The 18,007-nt window shown below is 29.0% G+C and carries 14 protein-coding genes; all 14 read right to left on the bottom strand.

The annotated features are described in order from the left end of the window. Positions 1-17 precede the first annotated feature (17 nt). The 14 genes from HCG76_RS05270 to HCG76_RS05205 all read right to left on the bottom strand — a co-directional run bounded on the left by HCG76_RS05270 (position 18) and on the right by HCG76_RS05205 (position 17,999). Positions 18-986, bottom strand: coding sequence for a substrate-binding domain-containing protein (locus HCG76_RS05270; protein ID WP_221700329.1), 969 nt, complete (start codon positions 984-986; stop codon positions 18-20). Further along, positions 973-2,793, bottom strand: a complete 1,821-nt coding sequence (locus HCG76_RS05265; RefSeq protein ID WP_221700330.1) for a sensor histidine kinase — start codon at positions 2,791-2,793, stop codon at positions 973-975. The genes HCG76_RS05270 and HCG76_RS05265 overlap by 14 nt, the downstream gene beginning before the upstream one ends. 5 nt (positions 2,794-2,798) lie before the next feature. After that, positions 2,799-4,397 (bottom strand): response regulator transcription factor, encoded by a 1,599-nt coding sequence (locus tag HCG76_RS05260; RefSeq protein WP_221700331.1) that lies wholly within the window; start codon positions 4,395-4,397, stop codon positions 2,799-2,801. Positions 4,398-4,544: 147 nt separating this feature from the next. Continuing rightward, positions 4,545-5,771 (bottom strand): galactose/methyl galactoside ABC transporter permease MglC, encoded by a 1,227-nt coding sequence (mglC, locus tag HCG76_RS05255; protein WP_221700332.1) that lies wholly within the window; start codon positions 5,769-5,771, stop codon positions 4,545-4,547. 18 nt (positions 5,772-5,789) lie between these two features. Next, a complete protein-coding gene (locus tag HCG76_RS05250) occupies positions 5,790-7,289 on the bottom strand; it encodes a sugar ABC transporter ATP-binding protein (protein ID WP_221700333.1) in 1,500 nt (499 codons plus the stop codon). A 154-nt stretch (positions 7,290-7,443) separates the two neighbouring features. Next, positions 7,444-8,547, bottom strand: coding sequence for a galactose ABC transporter substrate-binding protein (locus tag HCG76_RS05245; RefSeq protein WP_221700334.1), 1,104 nt, complete (start codon positions 8,545-8,547; stop codon positions 7,444-7,446). Between the two features lie 227 nt (positions 8,548-8,774). Further along, positions 8,775-9,446 carry a YczE/YyaS/YitT family protein gene (locus tag HCG76_RS05240; protein ID WP_221700335.1) on the bottom strand — a complete coding sequence of 224 codons (672 nt, stop codon included), beginning with the start codon at positions 9,444-9,446 and terminating at the stop codon, positions 8,775-8,777. 94 nt (positions 9,447-9,540) lie between these two features. Next, entirely contained in the window at positions 9,541-10,347 is an 807-nt protein-coding gene (locus HCG76_RS05235) for an aminotransferase class IV (RefSeq protein ID WP_221700336.1), read from the bottom strand. Between the two features lie 27 nt (positions 10,348-10,374). Continuing rightward, positions 10,375-11,013, bottom strand: a complete 639-nt coding sequence (locus tag HCG76_RS05230) for an HAD-IB family hydrolase (RefSeq protein WP_221700337.1) — start codon at positions 11,011-11,013, stop codon at positions 10,375-10,377. Between the two features lie 106 nt (positions 11,014-11,119). Then, positions 11,120-12,313 (bottom strand): pyridoxal phosphate-dependent aminotransferase, encoded by a 1,194-nt coding sequence (locus HCG76_RS05225; protein WP_221700338.1) that lies wholly within the window; start codon positions 12,311-12,313, stop codon positions 11,120-11,122. 13 nt (positions 12,314-12,326) lie between these two features. Continuing rightward, the gene (locus HCG76_RS05220; RefSeq protein ID WP_221700339.1) at positions 12,327-13,154 is read right to left on the bottom strand and encodes a PHP domain-containing protein; all 828 of its coding nucleotides are present in this window, start codon (positions 13,152-13,154) and stop codon (positions 12,327-12,329) included. A gap of 232 nt (positions 13,155-13,386) precedes the next feature. After that, positions 13,387-13,713, bottom strand: a complete 327-nt coding sequence (locus HCG76_RS05215; protein ID WP_195987301.1) for a DUF1292 domain-containing protein — start codon at positions 13,711-13,713, stop codon at positions 13,387-13,389. Positions 13,714-13,898: 185 nt separating this feature from the next. Next, complete coding sequence (gene nifJ / locus HCG76_RS05210) at positions 13,899-17,417, bottom strand: pyruvate:ferredoxin (flavodoxin) oxidoreductase (protein WP_221700340.1); 3,519 nt, start codon at positions 17,415-17,417, stop codon at positions 13,899-13,901. 150 nt (positions 17,418-17,567) lie between these two features. Then, entirely contained in the window at positions 17,568-17,999 is a 432-nt protein-coding gene (locus tag HCG76_RS05205; RefSeq protein ID WP_221700341.1) for a flavodoxin domain-containing protein, read from the bottom strand. Between the last annotated feature and the right edge of the window lie 8 nt (positions 18,000-18,007).

The raw sequence follows: 18,007 nt of genomic DNA, 5'->3' as shown, positions 1-18,007 counted from the left end.
TAAATTTTATTCCTCCTTTATCTAACAAATTGAAATAAAATTCTTTCATTTTTAGGCGAGTACATATCATCACTTTCTATTACAGTAGATTTTATTAATTTTAATTTTTCAGCCTTTTCTCCATCATTAACTTCAATTGCATTTTTTACAGCTATATATCCAATATTAAATTCATTTTGAACTGCTGTAGCATTTATTATTTTTTCTTCTAATAATGAAATTATTTTATTTGTATTTCCAACACCAAGAATCAATACATTATTATTGTTACCTTCGGTTACACTTTTCTTCTTTAGTTCAGCTATATTTTCAGTAACCTCTCTATCTACACATATTATTACACCTATATTACTAGACTCTATTACATTATTTAAAACTGTGTAATCTATATAATTTTCTACGTTAGATATATAATACTCACTATTACTTTCATCTAATACCTTTAAAATACCATTATATCTTTCATAACAGCTTGTACTATGATCATTACTGTTAATAATCATTATATTTTTATTTTTATTTATATTATTTAATGCCTCTTTAGCTAAAGCCTGTCCTAAATTATATTCATCACACATTACTCTATTAATGCTGCTTTTTATATTCATTGATGATTGAATTATTATAACTGGCATTTTTTTCTTTGCATATTCAATTGCCTCTGCTACACCTTCAGTTTCTATTGGACTTATTAATAGTGCATCTACTTCATTGTCACACTCCCTCTTAATAAGCTCTATTTGTTCTTTTTCATTATTATCCTTAGACAAAAATAAAAATCTTATATTAGCATTCATTTCTAATGCAGCTTGCTCAGCTCCTTCCTTTAATATCATGAAACTTTCATTGCTTTTACCAGATGCTATAACCGAAATTTGATAGTTTTTATTTTTATCTCTAAATAATAAATCACAAAAAAGTAATATAAAGGACATAATAAGTAATATAATTAACACAATTAAATTTATTTTTTTACTTTTTTTCATATTTATTATCTCCATTATTAAAATAATCCTCAACTAGTATAAATGGCATATGAATTCTAACAGTTGTTCCTTCATCTAATTCACTAAATATACTTAACCCATAGCTATTTCCAAAACAAATTTTTATTCTTTCATTAACATTTTTTAATCCTATTCCAGATCCCTTACTATTTAACTTAACATTTCCACTTAAAATTGCTTCAGCATTTTCCTGAGTCATTCCAAATCCATTATCAATTACATCTATATATAAATCATTTTGATTTATATATGTTTTAATTGTAATCTCTCCTTCCCCATCCATAAATTCCATACCATGTTTTATAGCATTTTCCACTAAAGGCTGTATTACTAATTTTAAACTACAAAGATTTAATGTATTTTCATCACACTCAATAAAATATTCAAACTTATTTTTATAACGTATACTTTGAATAGTTAAATAATTTCTTACATGCTCAATCTCATCATTTAATGATATTATGTTTTTTCCTTTACTCAAACTTATCCTAAATAACTTTGCTAAAGCAGTTACCATTTTTATGGCTCCATCATAATTCTCATTTTCTACCATCCATATTATAGAATCTAAAGTGTTATATAAAAAATGAGGATTTATTTGAGCTTGAAGTGCATTTAACTCACTTTTTCTTTTAGCTTCTTGCTCCTTAACTATATTATCCATAAGCAAATGCATTTGATTTACCATTGATTTTATTGCCTTTGCTAAATGTCTTACTTCATAAGACCCATCTACTAATATTTCTATGTCACTTTCTCCATTTTCAAGCCTCTTAACACTTTTTTCAAGTTCAGTTATTGGATTTGTTATTCTAGTTGATACAAAAAAATTCGAAAATGCAATTATTGTAATAAATAATAACATTATAAATATTGAAAATATCCCCATTTCACTATAGTTGTATATAACCTCATTCATTGGGGTTACGCATACTATTTTCCATCCCGTATAACCAACTGTCTTAACAGTAATTAATCTACTATTACCTTGAAACTTTTCTTTATGATTTCCATCTTCATAATCTGAAGCCATAATATTATTTTCATCAATTAAGTTTGCATAAATTAATTGTTGTCTTGGGTGATATATTATTTCTCCTTCTCCATCTATAAGATAAATATAAGAAGAGTTATCCATAGAAACATTTTTAAAAAGTTGCTCTATTCCAGTAAAATTCATATCAACTAACAATACCCCAGAGCTTATCTTTCCATTATTAGTTATATCAACTGCTCTACTTAATGAAACTACCCATCTGTATTTATAATCCGGATCTATAAATAAATTTTGAACATGAGGCGTAGAAAAATGTAAATTTTCACTTTTTCCTTTTGCTTTTATAAACCAATCACTCTGTCTAGGATCAACATAATTCTTTACTTGAGTTAATGGTTGGGCTGCTATAACTTGTCCATATTCTGAAAATATTCCTATACTAACTAATGAATCTTTATTGGCTTCATATAACAAGTTTAATTCTTCACTTATATCATCAGTAGAAAAATTAGTCTTTTTTATTACTTGATAATATACAGCATTAGATATTTTCATCATATTACGTAAGTAATTATCTAAATTTTGATTTACCTGATCTATAAATAAAATATTATTTTTTGAAATGATTTTCTCCGTAGATTCAACATACCTTAAATATAAGATTATACCTAATGTAAGTATTCCTATTGCAGCTATAGCTGTAAATGATGTTGAAATCACCTTCTTTATACTATTGAGCTTATACCACTTTTTAAATTTATCTATTTTTAATTTAAACTTTTTAAACATAATAGTTATCTCTTTCTGTATCTTGTAGGCGATATTCCAAACTTTTTCTTAAAAACATAGCTAAAATAATTTGGCTCTAAATATCCAACATTATGTCCTATGACACTTGTTTTATTATCTGTTGTATTTAAAAGCCTTATTGCCTCTTCTAGTCTAATATCAGTTAAATAATTAATGAAGCTTACTCCTGTTTCTTTCTTAAATATTGTAGAAAAATATGCGGGACTCAAGTGTAAAACTAAACACATTTTATCTACGGAAAGTTCATAATCATTATAATTTTCCTTTATATATTTTTTAGCTTTATCTACAAGTATCTTAGATGAGTTAATTCTCTCATTTTTTATTGCTTCATTAGCCTTGTTAGCTCTTTCTTTAAACCATTCCTTTATTTCCAAAATAGAACTTAAATTATTTAAATATAAATAATCATTGAAATCTTCTCCCATTATGTCTGATATATTTAAATCATAAGATTTTATTGTTTTAATTAATGATGTTAAGATTTCTATTCCATATATTTTAAATTCATTTATAGGTAATAACTCCATACTTTTTATACTAAATAGCTCTTCTAAAACATTATCAATATCACTACTAGTCCCAACTTTTATTGCATCTACAAATTTTCTTTCTAAATTTTCATTAAAATCAAGGCTTTTAGATATATCCGGCTCTACATCCTTTATATAAATTACTTTTTCTCTTCCCAATATAACCTTATATTCTAAAGCATTTTTTGCATCTTTATATGATAAATTTACTTTACTAAAATTCTCACAAATTCTACCCAATCCAATTACCATACTTCCAGATATAATTTTTTTAAAACTTCTACAAACTTCATTAAGTCCATTAATAAAATAATTTAACTCTTCTTTTTCTTTTAAATTTCCAATTATTATTACATTATCTAAATATAAAAAGCTTATAAATTCACCTATATTCTTCATTATATCCTTCAATATTTTTTGAGCAGATATAGGCAATAATTTATCATTTTCCTTAAATATTGAATTATGATTATTAATATCTAAATTAATAACTCCTACAGTAAAATATTTGAATTTAAAATTTATTTTTAATCTATCTAATTCTTCATTTAAATTAACATTATCTATTTTTCCTTCAATAGCTGCTATTAAAAACTGTTCCCTCATTACAGGTATACTTTCAGCATAGTATTTTTGTAATACTTCAATATTTCTCTTTTCATCATATTCTTCATCTAATTTACATTTTAACTTTTTCAATATTTCTATTAAATTTTCAGAGTTAATAGGCTTTAAAACATATTCAGACACATTTATACTTATTGCTTTTTGAGCATATTCAAAATCATCACACCCTGAAAAAATTATTATTTTTGTAGATGGCATAACTTCTTGTATTTTTGCACCTAATTCTAATCCATCCATAAAAGGCATTCTAATATCTGTCATCACTATATCCGGCTTTAAATTATTAGCTTTTTCCCAAGCTTCTATTCCATTAGATGCATCACCTATAACTTTAAATCCGTAGTATTCCCAATTTATTTTTTTTATAACTCCAAGTCTGATTTCTTCTTCATCATCAACAATAAGAATTTTATATAATTCCATATATTACATCACCCTCTATCACCCTTGTTGTAATCCTTTACTAATTATATCATTTTATTTACCTTTTGTAAAAATAAGTAAATATTTCTTTTTTATCTATATCAAAAAAAACAGCCACCCTAAGATGACTGCTTTAAACTTTATTAACTATTTTCTTCTATATTTAGAAAGGTCAATTGCAACCGCTACAGCAATAATTACTCCCTTTATAACTTGTTGCCACATAGGGCTAACAGCTATAAATTGTAATCCGTATTGTATAACAGTAAATATTAAAACACCGCTTACAATTCCTCCAACTTTACCTACACCACCATTAAGAGAAACCCCTCCAACAACACAGGCTGCTATGGCGTCTAGTTCATATCCATTTCCGTAGTTATTAGTAGCACCTGCCGTTCTTGCGGCTTCTAGAATACCACCTACACCGTATAAAAATGATGCAAAAATAAATATTCCCATTATTGTTGCAAATACATTTACACCTGATACTATTGCAGCTTCCCTATTTCCTCCAATAGCATAAACATTCTTACCAAATACAGTTTTATTTAATATGAACCAAACTAATATAACAAAAGCTAAAGCTATTGGTACTAATATTGATATACCTGGAAAATCTCCAATCTGGAATAACTTATGTTGTCCCCAGAATATAAAATCTGGTCTTACTCCACCTATTGGCTGTGATCTATTTGGTGCCATATCAAAATACAATGAACAAACCCCATATACTATTACTTGAACTGCTAATGTTGCTATAAAAGGATGCATATCATATTTCGCAACTAAAAAACCATTTATACATCCAAAAATCATACAAGCAACTATTGCTGCAACTATTGGAATAATAACAGCTAATTGAGGTAAATCTGGAAAAAATCTATTTGCATAATCTGCTGTTTGTAACATTGAAGTTGATATTACAGCTGCAAGTCCAACCATACGTCCAGCGGAAAGATCTGTACCTGCAATTAACAATGTAAAGCATATTCCCAAGGCAATTATCATCCTAGTTGATGATTGGGTTAATATGTCCAAAGCAACTTGATATTGCATAAATCTTGGTTGTATTATCATAATAACAACTACTAATGCTAAAAGCGCTATTATAATAGCATTGTTAGTTAAAAAATTCTTAGCTGTTTTAGTAGAAATTTCAACTTCCATATTGCTATTCTTTTTATCAAAAAACCTTCTTGCTCCATATATTAATAATCCTGCTCCTATAAGCATTATATAAATAGGCAAATCATAAAAAACAGCTCTATCTAAAACAAATTTTAATATTATTCCTAAAGCTAAAATAATAGCTCCCATAATCAAAAACATTTCTGAATACTTCTTATTAGAAATAATTTTTGCATTTCCCATATATATCCCCCTCTTTCATTACTTAATAAACTTAGTTGAATAATTCATTATTTTTACTTCATCTGCTTCATCTTTATTTAATATCCCTGTAACTCTTCCTTCGCACATTACCATTATTCTATCCGATATTCCTAAAAGCTCTGGCATTTCAGATGAAATCATAATAATTGATTTGCCCTTTTTTGCAAGTTCTATCATAATTGAATAAATTTCATACTTAGCACCTACATCGATTCCTCTAGTAGGTTCATCTAATATTAATATATCTGGATTTGTTAAAAGCCATCTCGCTATTAAAACCTTTTGTTGATTACCTCCTGAAAGATTTTGCATATCTTCATTTAATGTAGGTGTTTTAGTCTTTAAATTTTCATTTGATTCCTTTGCAGCTTTATACCTTGCATTTTCTCTTAATACTCCACACTTAGAATATTGCTTCTGATTAGCAATAACAGTATTATCTAAAACAGAAAGTATTCCAAATATTCCTGTAGCTCTTCTTTCTTCCGTTAACAGTGCAAATCCTTGCTTTTTTGCATCTTTAACATTATTTATAATAATTTCCTTTCCATCTTTATGGATGGTTCCAGATTCTATTTTTCTCAACCCAAATATAGCTTCTACAAGTTCAGTCCTTTGAGCTCCTACAAGTCCACCTATTCCTAATATTTCCCCTTTATGTAGCTCAAAATTTACATTTTTAAATGATCTAGCATCACTAGAACATAAATTATCAACCTTAAGTACTACTTCATTTTGCACTTTATAATCTTTCTCTGGAAATCTATTAGTCATATCACGACCAACCATACGGTTTATAATAAGATCTGTTGTAAGTTCCTTAGAATGCCAAGTACCTACATATTGACCATCTCTCATAATAGTAACTTCATCAGATATTTTTAAAATTTCCTCCATCTTGTGGGAGATATAAATAATTGCACATCCTTTAGCTCTTAATTGATTTATTATTCTAAATAAATGTTCAGTTTCATTTATTGTTAATGAAGATGTAGGCTCGTCCATAATAATTATTTTTGAATTGTAGCTAACAGCTTTTGCAATTTCAACTAATTGTAACGTTGATGCTGATAAATTACCTGCTAATATTTCTGGATTAATATCTAATCCAACTTCCTTAAATAATTCTTCTGTCTTTCTTATCATAGCCTTCTTATCTACAGCAATTCCTCTCATTGGAAACCTTCCAAGCCATATATTTTCCATTACTGGCCTAAATCTTATGGGATGTAATTCCTGATGTATCATTGATATTCCTAAATCTAATGCTTGCTTAGATGAAGTAATAATTTCTTTTCTTCCATCTAATATTATTTCTCCACCATCTTCTTCATAAACGCCAAAAAGACATTTCATCAACGTTGATTTTCCTGCCCCATTTTCACCCATTAATGCATGAACAGTACCTTTTCTTACTTTTAAAGTTACATTATCTAAAGCCTTTACCCCTGGAAAAACTTTAGTTATATTATTCATTTCTAATATATACTCTCCCATTTAAACACCCCTTTTGGATAGTTTGTAGTTTTGAGTTAGTAGTCAGTAGTTCAGATATAACTCCTTTTAAAGTTTCTTAATAGTAATATATCTTTAAAATTCAGCTATGCTGAATTTACTCTTTAACTACTAACTTCTAACTCTTAACTCCTAACTACTTTAAGTAGTCTTGATAGTTATCTTGAGTAACCTTAACGTAGTCAATCCAAATATATTTACCATCAGTTACATCATATCCCACTGTATCCTTATTTATTTCCTTACCTTGAGCTGCAGCTATAGCTACGTTAACAGTTGCTTTTCCTTGATTTTCTGCATCATTTAATACTGTACCTAAAAGAGAACCATCTTTCATTGCTTGAAGTGCAGGTGCAGTTGCGTCAACTCCAACTACAGGAATATATTTAGAAGCATCACCTTTGTTATATCCTTCAGCTTTTAATGCCTCAATTGCTCCTAAAGCCATATCATCATTATTACAAAGAACTGCTTCAATCTTTTCTAAACCTTGTCCAGTTATAAATGCCTTCATAAGGTCAGTAGCTTTAGCCTTATCCCACATTGCTGTATCAGCAGCAAGCTTTTCAGCTTTAAATCCTCCATCTTCAATAGCCTTTATAGAATATTCTGTACGTAATGTAGCATCTTGATGTCCTGGTTCTCCTTGTAACATTACATATTGAATAACTCCATCTCCATTTTTATCAGCTTCTGGATTTGCTTTAAAGTAATCTACAATAATCTCACCTGATTGAGTTCCTGATTGTTCAGCCTTTGCTCCAACATACCAAACCTTATCATAACTATTCATATCAGCTTCTTCTGGCTCACGATTTAAAAATACTATTGGTAAATTTTTAGCTTTTGCTTTTTCAATTATTGGGCCTGCTGCAGTTCTATCAACTGGGTTGATAGCTAAAGCATTAACTCCCTTAGTTATAAATGTATCAACTTGCTCATTTTGTGTTGGTTGTTTATTTTGGGAGTCAACTAATTCAATTTTTACTCCTTCTTCATCTGCTTGATTTTCCATTGCAGTACGAACACCTGTCATAAATGTATCATCAAACTTATATATTGCTGATCCAATTAATATGTTACTAGTATCTTCACCTTTTGACTCATCAGTAGCTTCAGTTTTTCCTGTATCCGTTGAATCACTTTTAGTATCGCTTCCTGAATTACCACATCCAGTCATAGAACCTGCAATCATAGTTGCAACAACAACCATTGGTAATAATTTTTTTAGTTTAATCATTTTATCCCCTCCAAAATATTCCCGTTTTATTTATTTAATTTTTACAATTAAATTATAACGTTTTCACATATTTAAACCCATACAAAATTCTTTTCAAAATTATCGAAATTCTTTTAATTTATTATTTTTTTATCTTTACTCAATAATTAGCTTAAATAATATCTATAATATAAAATAGGTATATTAGAATAACTAGTCAGCTTTCTAATATACCTATTTATTTGAAATTACACTTTTTTAATAATATTATTTAAATTATCTAATATACTTCTATGATTTAGTATTGCTATATCCAACTTTAAAATTTTACACCATAATTGAATAATATATCCTAATACAATTGCAGTTATTATAGTACCAATACCTACATAACCACCTAAAAGCCAACCACAAACTAGAGCACAAATTTCAATAGTTGTTCTTACTAATTTGACAGGCTTTTTTGTAATTCTAGTTAATGCTGTCATCAATCCATCCCTTGGTCCACAACCTAATTCACAACTTAAATAAATACATGTTCCAAGACCTAAAAAAATCATTCCTACTACTAACATTAGTATTCCTATAAATAAATTGTGTACCATCGGGATAACTTTAGTAATTGTTATTAAATCAATAAATACCCCTACAAGAATAGTATTTAATATAGTCCCTATACCTATTTTTACTCCTAAAAACATACTAGATATAACTACTATTATTCCAACCACAATATTAGCTTGTCCTATTGTTATAGGAATTACATTTGTGATACCTTGATGTAGCACATCCCACGGTGATAATCCTAAATTAGCATTTATCATAAAAACTATTCCTAATGCTGCTAAGAAAAATCCTAACATAAGTTTAAATACTACAAATAAATATGTATCAGTTTCTTTTTTAATATTTAATTCCATAGCCCCATCCTTCTATTCTAATATATAAACTATGTACTAAAGCTTATGTGCCGAAAATTAATATTTTATTTTCGGCATTCTTGTAGTACTAAATCTATTTCACCTTATTACTTCCATCTAAGAGCTCATTATAAATCTTCATTATTTTTCTTAAAGTTTCATTATTAACATCAAATTTAATATTATCTACTTGAGATATTGGTAATATAGCAACGGAAGTTCCTGATATAAACAATGCATCTAAATCCATTATTTCTGAAGCTTTTATATCTCTTTCATCCACTTCTATACCTAATAATTCTGCTATTTTAAATATTTTATGCCTTGTAATTCCCCTAAGTACATCCTCCCCCTTAGCTGTTATAATCTTTTTATCCTTTATTCCAAAGAAATTTGATTTGCTACCTTCTGTTATAAATCCATTTCTATCTACCAATAATGCTTCATGAGCATTGGCAACCTTCATTTTTTCTGAAATTTTAGCTCTAAATGCAGTACTTACTATTTTTAAATTAGGATTTTCTCTTTCACCATAATAAAGAATAACCTTTACACCCTTTTTATAGTACTCATCCTCCGGATAGCAATGCATTATATAATATATTTTAAAATTACCATTATTTATATTATATGTAACCTTTATATTTCCATTAATATTATCATTACTTTGTATAACCTTTATTATTAAACTTTCTATATTTTCTTCACTATATGGAAATTCTTTATTTATTAATTCAAATGATTTCTTCATTCTAGATAAATGATCTTTTAAAAATACTGGTTTTCCATTAACAACTCTTAAGACCTCATATATTATCTTTTCTTTACAATCTTCATCAGTAAACTCATTAATAGGATATATTATTCCATTATTAAAATAAAATTTATTTATTGCTTCCATTAATATTACACTCCTTTTGAAGATTATTTATTTCCATCTTAAAATTTCTATTTCATGCTTTTTCTTATAATTAATTAAATATGGATTTCCTACTAAATCTAATAAAGGTTTATCTGAAAGAGAGTCAGAGAACATATATGAATTTTTAAAATCTACTTTTATATTTTTTTCTTTTAATACTTCATTTAATCTTCTAACCTTCTCTTCACCCTTACAATTATTGCCGCTCATCTTTCTTATGAATTTTCCACCTTCAAAAGTAAATTTAGTTCCAATTATTAAATCAACTTCTTCAATTGCATAAAATTCTTTAACATAAAACTCTGGAGATGCTGATATTAATACTACCATGTATCCTTCATTTTTTAATTTTTTTATCATATTAACTGCATCTTTATATAATATAGTACTTAATCTTTCATCATAAAAAGACTTAGTAAGTTTAGCTAATTCTGTCTCATCTATATTTTCTATAAACTTTAAAAAACATTCTTTAACTTTTTTCTCATCATAAACTTTAACTCCATACATTAATCCCGAATACAATGCTCTTGGTAAAAATTTTATATTTTTTATATCCTTAGATACAATGTATTTAAAAAACTCCATTAAAGTTTCTTTTCTTGTTATAGTATAATCTATATCAAATATCGCTAATTTTTCCACGTCTACTCCTCCAAACCTATAAATAGTTAGTAATTAAGGATAAAACTCCTAAACTACTAACTACCCACTGCTGACTACTAACTATATAAAGTGTACAGTCCATTTTTTATTTTAACTTATTAACAAAATCATTAATTCTTTCTAAACCTTTTTCAATTAATTCCATTGAAGTTGCATAAGATACTCTTACATAATTATCTAATCCAAAAGCTTTTCCTGGAATAACAGCTACTTTTTCATGCTCTAATAATTTAGCTGAAAACTCCATTGAATCATTTATTTTTTGTCCATTAATTTCTTTTCCTAAGCACTTATCAATATTTATCATAATATAAAATGCACCTTCTGGTTTAATTATGCTTAAGTTATTCATCTCTTCTAAAGTTTTTACCATGTAGTTTCTTCTTTTCTCAAACTCAACAATCATTTCTCTAACTTTATCTTGTGGTCCATTTAAAGCCTCTATTGCTGCATATTGAGTTATTGAACAAACATTAGATGTCATATGGCTTTGAATATTAGTCATTAACTTTGCTATTTTTTCACTAGCTCCACAATAACCTAATCTCCATCCTGTCATAGCATAAGATTTAGATAATCCATTTATAACAATAGTTCTTTCATATGCATCTTGAGAAACACTAGCAATACTTACATGCTTCTCTCCATCATATATTAACTTTTCATACATTTCATCTGAAACAATTATAAGATCATATTTTTTAGCAAATTCTGCAATTTCTATTAGTTCATCTCTATTATAAATAGTTCCTGTTGGATTGTTAGGAGTATTTAATATAATAGCTTTTGTTTTTGTAGTAACTGCCTTTTCTAAGTTTTCACTAGTAAATTTATAAGCTGATTTTTCATCACTTTCTACAAAAACAGCCTTTCCATCAGCTAATCCTATAAGTTCAGGATAACTAACCCAATAAGGACTTGGTACAATTACCTCATCACCAGGATTCAATATAGCTAAAAACGCATTGGCAAGTGATTGCTTAGCCCCAGTTGATACAACTATTTGTGATGGATTATATATTAACCCATTATCTTTTTCAAATTTTTCACATATAGCTTCTCTTAATGGAAGTATTCCATTTACATTAGTATACTTTGTGTTTCCATCTTCCATAGCTTTTATAGCAGCATTAATTATATTTTGTGGAGTATTAAAGTCAGGTTCACCTGCACCAAAACTAATTACATCAATTCCACTTTCCTTCATCTCTTTAGCCTTTGCTGTTATTGCTAAAGTTACTGATGCTTCTATTCTTTGTGCTTTTCTTGATAATTCCATTGTTTTGCCCCCATTATCTATTATTAATTTTAATAAACTTTTCTAAATATTCTTCATTTAATCCATAACTACCTATAGATAAATTATCATAACCTAATGCTTTTCCATGATAATCACTTCCTCCAGTTATGCATAGCTTATACTTTTTTGATAAATTAAAAAATTTATTTATATCTCCTTGTGAATGGCTTGGATGATATACCTCTATTCCCTTTAGGCCAAAACATCTCAATTCCTTTAAGATATTTTCGACTTCAATTTTTCTATATATTTGTCCTGGATGAGCTAAAATAGCCACACCTCCGGCTTTATTAATTACATCTATACAATCTTTATAATTTAACCTAAACCCTTTAACATAACCTGGTTTTCCTTGAATTAAAAAATTTCTAAAAGCACTTTTATAATTATCGAAATAACCTTTTTTAACCATTGCATTTGCAACATGACTTCTTCCTACCGTTGCATCTATATCTATAGCTAAATCTTCTATATCTAACTTAATATCATATTTATTTAATTTAAATAATATATCTTCTACTCTTTTTATTCGTTGAGTATTTAACTCTTTTGCAAGTTCTTGTAACTCATTATTATCAATATCCATAAAATACCCCAGTATATGTAATTCCATTTCTTTATATTCAGTACTAAGTTCTATTCCTGGAATTATGTTTATTTCTTTATAATTATTTTTCGTTACATACTGTGATGATATAGAATCATGATCTGTTATAGAGATATACTTTATATTGTCTTTTATTGCTGTTTTAATTATTTCTTCTGGACTCTTTACTCCATCAGAATAATTTGAATGAATATGTAAATCCGCATACTTCATATTATTCACCTTTTTCTCTTTAAGTGAAATTTTCATTTATGACTTTTACTTAGTTTAAGTTACTTATCAAATTGTTATTCTAACTTATATTCAAAATTCTAAGTAATATTTCCCATAATAAAAATATATCATCTTACCTTTAAAATGTAAATTGAAAACAAGTAATAAAATTCACTTATACTAATATAAAAAAAGAGATTATACAAATTAATTTGCATAATCTCTTTTAATATTATTCGTCAGCTAAAACGTTAGTATAATATTCTGTTACTTTATCGAATTCAGCTTCTTCTGGAACTATAAGTTCTCCTTCTTCAGTTGATCTGAATAAGTAAACTGATTCATCTTCTGGATTTTGAGCTAATACATATTCATTTTCTTCAAATTCAAATGCATCAACTATTGGGCAAGATATAACATTTCCGTTATCATCTTCTAAATCAACAACAAAGTGTTCATGTTCGTGTTCTCCACACCCACAGTTATCTCCACATCCGTGGCTATCGTGATCGTGTCCGCATCCGCAGCCTTCGCCGCATTTATTTAATTCGTTATCCATTTTAAATTCCTCCTTAATAAATAAGTTAAACAATTAATTATTACTTAACTTAACTAGTCTTTTTAATTGTACCCTTATTCTTAGGAAAATAAAAGAAAAATATATTTTTTTTATAAAAATTTGATATATTTCTATAAATTCAAAATAAAAAAAGAGACTTTCGTCTCTTTTTTATTAATTTATTGCTATTCTTGATTAGCAAGTTTTCTATAATTTTCCAATCTTTCCATTGCATCAGCTTGTGTTTTTTCAAATAAAGCATCTGCTGCCTCTGGGAATGCTTTAGCTAATGAAGCATATCTAACTTCCCCCATTAAGAATTCTCTAAAATCCCCCTTAGGTTCTTTTGAATCTAAAGTAAATGGATTTTTAATTCCTTTTAATGCTGGGTTATATCTATAAGTTGCCCAATATCCACAATCAACAGCTTTCTTAGTTTCTAATTGTGAATTAGTCATACCTATTTTTATACCATGATTAATACATGGAGCATAAGCAATTATTAATGATGGTCCATTATAGCTTTCAGCTTCTGAAATAGCTTTAAGAACTTGGTTCTTATCAGCTCCCATTGCAACTTGTGCAACATATACATAACCATAGCTCATAGCCATCATTCCTAAGTCTTTCTTCTTAGTTCTCTTACCAGAAGCAGCAAATTTAGCAATTGCAGCTGTTGGTGTAGACTTAGAAGATTGTCCACCAGTATTTGAGTAAACTTCTGTATCAAATACTAATACATTTACGTTTTCTCCTGATGCAAGTACATGGTCAAGTCCACCGTATCCAATGTCATATGCCCAACCGTCTCCACCAAAGATCCATTGAGATCTCTTAACGAAGTACTCTTTATCATTTAAAATAGCCTTAGCTATTTCAGAATCACAATTTTCAAGTGTAGTTACTAAAGCATTTGCTCTTTCTCTAGTTCCATCACTTTCTTCCATATTATCTAACCAGTCTTTTAATACAGTCTTAGTATCATCAGCTAAATCACTTTCTAATGCAACTTTTACATTTTCAGCAATTCTATCTCTGATAGCTTTAACCCCTAAGAACATACCTAAACCATATTCAGCATTATCTTCAAATAATGAATTAGCCCAAGCTGGACCATGACCATTATGATTAATTGTATATGGAGTTGCAGGAGCAGATCCACCCCAAATTGAAGAACATCCTGTAGCATTAGCTACCATCATTCTATCACCAAATAATTGAGTTACAAGCTTAGCATATGGAGTTTCTCCACAACCTGCACAAGCACCTGAGAACTCAAGAAGTGGTTGTTCAAATTGGCTACCCTTTAAAGTATTCTTATTCATTGGGTTTTTCTTAGCAGATACTTTTGTTGTTGCATAATCCCAAGCCTCTATTTGATCATGTTGACTATCTTGTGGCTTCATAACTAAAGCTTTATTCTTGGCTGGACATACTTCAGCACAGTTTCCACAACCTGTACAATCAAGAGGTGTAACACCAATTGAGAACTTATATGGAGCTTCTGTCTTTAATGCCTTTGCATCAGTAGTCTTCATTGAAGCAGGTGCCTTTTCAGCTTCCTCTCCTGTTAATAAGAATGGTCTTATTGCAGCATGAGGACATACTACAGCACATTGATTACATTGAATACAATTTTCTGGAATCCATTCAGGAACATTAATTGCAATTCCTCTCTTTTCATAAGCTGCAGTACCAGCCATGAATGTACCATCTTCCATACCATGCTTAACAAATGTAGAAACTGGTAATCCAAATCCTTCTTGTCTATTCATAGGATCAACTATATCTTTAATAAATGCTGGAACTTCTTTAGTAGTTGCGACTTCTTTATCTACTGCATTTGCCCAAGTTTCTGGAACATCTATCTTAACGATAGCTTCAACACCAGCATCTATAGCAGCATTATTCATATTAACAACTTTTTCACCTTTTTTACCATATGATGTTACAACAGCTTTCTTTAAATACGCTATTGCTTCATCAACTGGAATTATATTAGCTATTTTAAAGAATGCAGCTTGCATTATCATATTAATTCTTCCACCAAGACCAATTTCTTGGGCTATCTTAACAGCATTTAATGTATAGAATTCTATATTCTTTTCAGCTATAGTTTTCTTCATTTCTGCTGGTAACTTTTCATCTAATTCTTCTGGTGTCCAAATTGTATTCAATAAGAACTTACCATTTTTCTTTAATCCGTCTAATACATTATATTTATAAACATATGATTGATTGTGACATGCTACAAAATCAGCTTTGTCTATTAAATATGGTGATTTAATTGGTTTCTTACCAAATCTTAAATGAGAAACTGTTATACCACCTGATTTCTTAGAGTCATATGAGAAATATCCTTGAGCATACATGTCAGTATGGTCACCAATAATCTTAATAGCACTCTTATTAGCACCAACAGTACCATCTGAACCTAATCCCCAGAACTTACAAGCCTTAGTTCCTTCTGGTGTAGCATCTATATCTTCTACTGTTTCAAGTGAAGTAAATGTTACATCATCAACTATACCAATTGTAAATCCATTCTTAGGCTCGTCCTTAGAAAGATTAGCATAAACAGCTGCTATATCTGAAGGATTTGGATCCTTTGAACCTAATCCATATCTACCACCAACTATAATTGGAGCATTTCCTTTACCAGCAAATGCACTTACTACATCTAAGTATAATGGCTCACCTATTGATCCTGGTTCCTTAGTTCTATCTAAAACTGCAATTTTCTTAACTGTATCTGGAATTACAGCTAATAATTTTTCTATTGAGAATGGTCTATAAAGTCTAACCTTTACAACACCAACCTTTTCTCCTCTAGCATTTAAGTAATCCACTGTTTCTTCAGCAACGTCAGTTCCTGAACCCATTGCAATTATTACTCTATCAGCATCTGGTGCTCCATAGTAATCGAAGCAGTGATACTCTCTTCCTGTTAATTTAGTTATTTCAGCCATATATCCTTCGACCACTTCTGGAATATCATCATAGAATCTATTTACAGCTTCTCTTGTTTGGAAGTATATATCTGGATTTTGAGCTGTACCTCTAGTTACTGGATGATCTGGATTTAGCGCAGATTGTCTAAATTCTTTTACTGCATCCCAATCAACTAGCTTACCTAACTCATCATATTCTAAAACTTCAATCTTTTGAATTTCATGTGATGTTCTAAATCCATCAAAGAAGTTCATAAATGGAATTCTAGTTTTTATCGCAGCTAAATGTGCAACTGCTGATAAATCCATAACTTCTTGAACTGAACCCTCTGCAAGCATTGCAAAACCAGTTTGTCTTGCAGCCATAACATCTTGGTGGTCTCCAAAAATATTTAATGAAGATGTTGCTAGTGCTCTAGCAGACACATGTATAACCCCTGGAAGTCTTTCTCCAGATATCTTGTACATATTAGGAATCATTAATAATAAACCTTGTGAAGCTGTATATGTAGTAGTATAAGCTCCAGCCTGTAATGATCCATGAACCGCTCCTGCTGCTCCTCCCTCTGATTGCATTTCCATAACCTTTACTGGTTGTCCAAAAATATTTTTTCTACCTTGTGCAACCCATTCATCAACATGTTCTGCCATTGGTGATGATGGAGTTATTGGATAAATAGCAGTTACTTCTGTGAACGCATATGATACGTGTGCAGCAGCAGTGTTACCATCCATAGTCTTCATTTTTCTCATCTTGTCTACCTCGCTTCCCTTTTTTAAAATTAAGCATATAAATAATATGGTATATATCGAATTAAACTATATTTAATTTCAATAATATACCATTGTTGCTTACATAAACTGCATAATTTATTCACTTAGTAGATATGAAACAAATTAAAATTACATGTCTGAAGTTAATAATTTTCCTAATTCTTTAGCTTTCATTAAATTATTCTGTTCAATAGAATCTTTAACTGTTAACTTTCCTAAAACATTAAATCCATAGTCTTCCATATTACTTTCCCATTTATCAATAAACTTAGTATCACGCCATCCACATGATCCAAATAATATTAAAGGCTTATTCTTAATTTCTAATCCTCTTAAACTATTAATAAAAGGCTTCATATCTATTTCTTCTATATCATCGTTTATCATTGCTGGGCTTCCAAAAGCTACTGCATCTGCTTCTAGAACATCTGTAATAGATGCATCTGCAACATGTTTTGTTTCAATTTCTACATCTCCTATACTAGCTCCCTCTGCTATAGCATTTGCTATAACTTCAACATTTCCACCATTACTCCAATATATTATTGAAACTTTTTTCATTTTAGCAC

It is taken from the genome of Clostridium sp. K13 (assembly GCF_019734195.1).
Classification (GTDB): Bacteria; Bacillota; Clostridia; order Clostridiales; family Clostridiaceae; genus Clostridium.
This window is presented reverse-complemented; position numbering and strand designations above follow the sequence as displayed.

Coding starts and splice junctions, on each gene's coding strand:
- HCG76_RS05270 (WP_221700329.1), bottom strand. CDS start 986: ATGAAAAAAAGTAAAAAAATAAATTTAATTGTGTTAATTATATTACTT.
- HCG76_RS05265 (WP_221700330.1), bottom strand. CDS start 2,793: ATGTTTAAAAAGTTTAAATTAAAAATAGATAAATTTAAAAAGTGGTAT.
- HCG76_RS05260 (WP_221700331.1), bottom strand. CDS start 4,397: ATGGAATTATATAAAATTCTTATTGTTGATGATGAAGAAGAAATCAGA.
- mglC (WP_221700332.1), bottom strand. CDS start 5,771: ATGGGAAATGCAAAAATTATTTCTAATAAGAAGTATTCAGAAATGTTT.
- HCG76_RS05250 (WP_221700333.1), bottom strand. CDS start 7,289: ATGGGAGAGTATATATTAGAAATGAATAATATAACTAAAGTTTTTCCA.
- HCG76_RS05245 (WP_221700334.1), bottom strand. CDS start 8,547: ATGATTAAACTAAAAAAATTATTACCAATGGTTGTTGTTGCAACTATG.
- HCG76_RS05240 (WP_221700335.1), bottom strand. CDS start 9,446: ATGGAATTAAATATTAAAAAAGAAACTGATACATATTTATTTGTAGTA.
- HCG76_RS05235 (WP_221700336.1), bottom strand. CDS start 10,347: ATGGAAGCAATAAATAAATTTTATTTTAATAATGGAATAATATATCCT.
- HCG76_RS05225 (WP_221700338.1), bottom strand. CDS start 12,313: ATGGAATTATCAAGAAAAGCACAAAGAATAGAAGCATCAGTAACTTTA.
- HCG76_RS05220 (WP_221700339.1), bottom strand. CDS start 13,154: ATGAAGTATGCGGATTTACATATTCATTCAAATTATTCTGATGGAGTA.
- HCG76_RS05215 (WP_195987301.1), bottom strand. CDS start 13,713: ATGGATAACGAATTAAATAAATGCGGCGAAGGCTGCGGATGCGGACAC.
- nifJ (WP_221700340.1), bottom strand. CDS start 17,417: ATGAGAAAAATGAAGACTATGGATGGTAACACTGCTGCTGCACACGTA.
- HCG76_RS05205 (WP_221700341.1), bottom strand. CDS start 17,999: ATGAAAAAAGTTTCAATAATATATTGGAGTAATGGTGGAAATGTTGAA.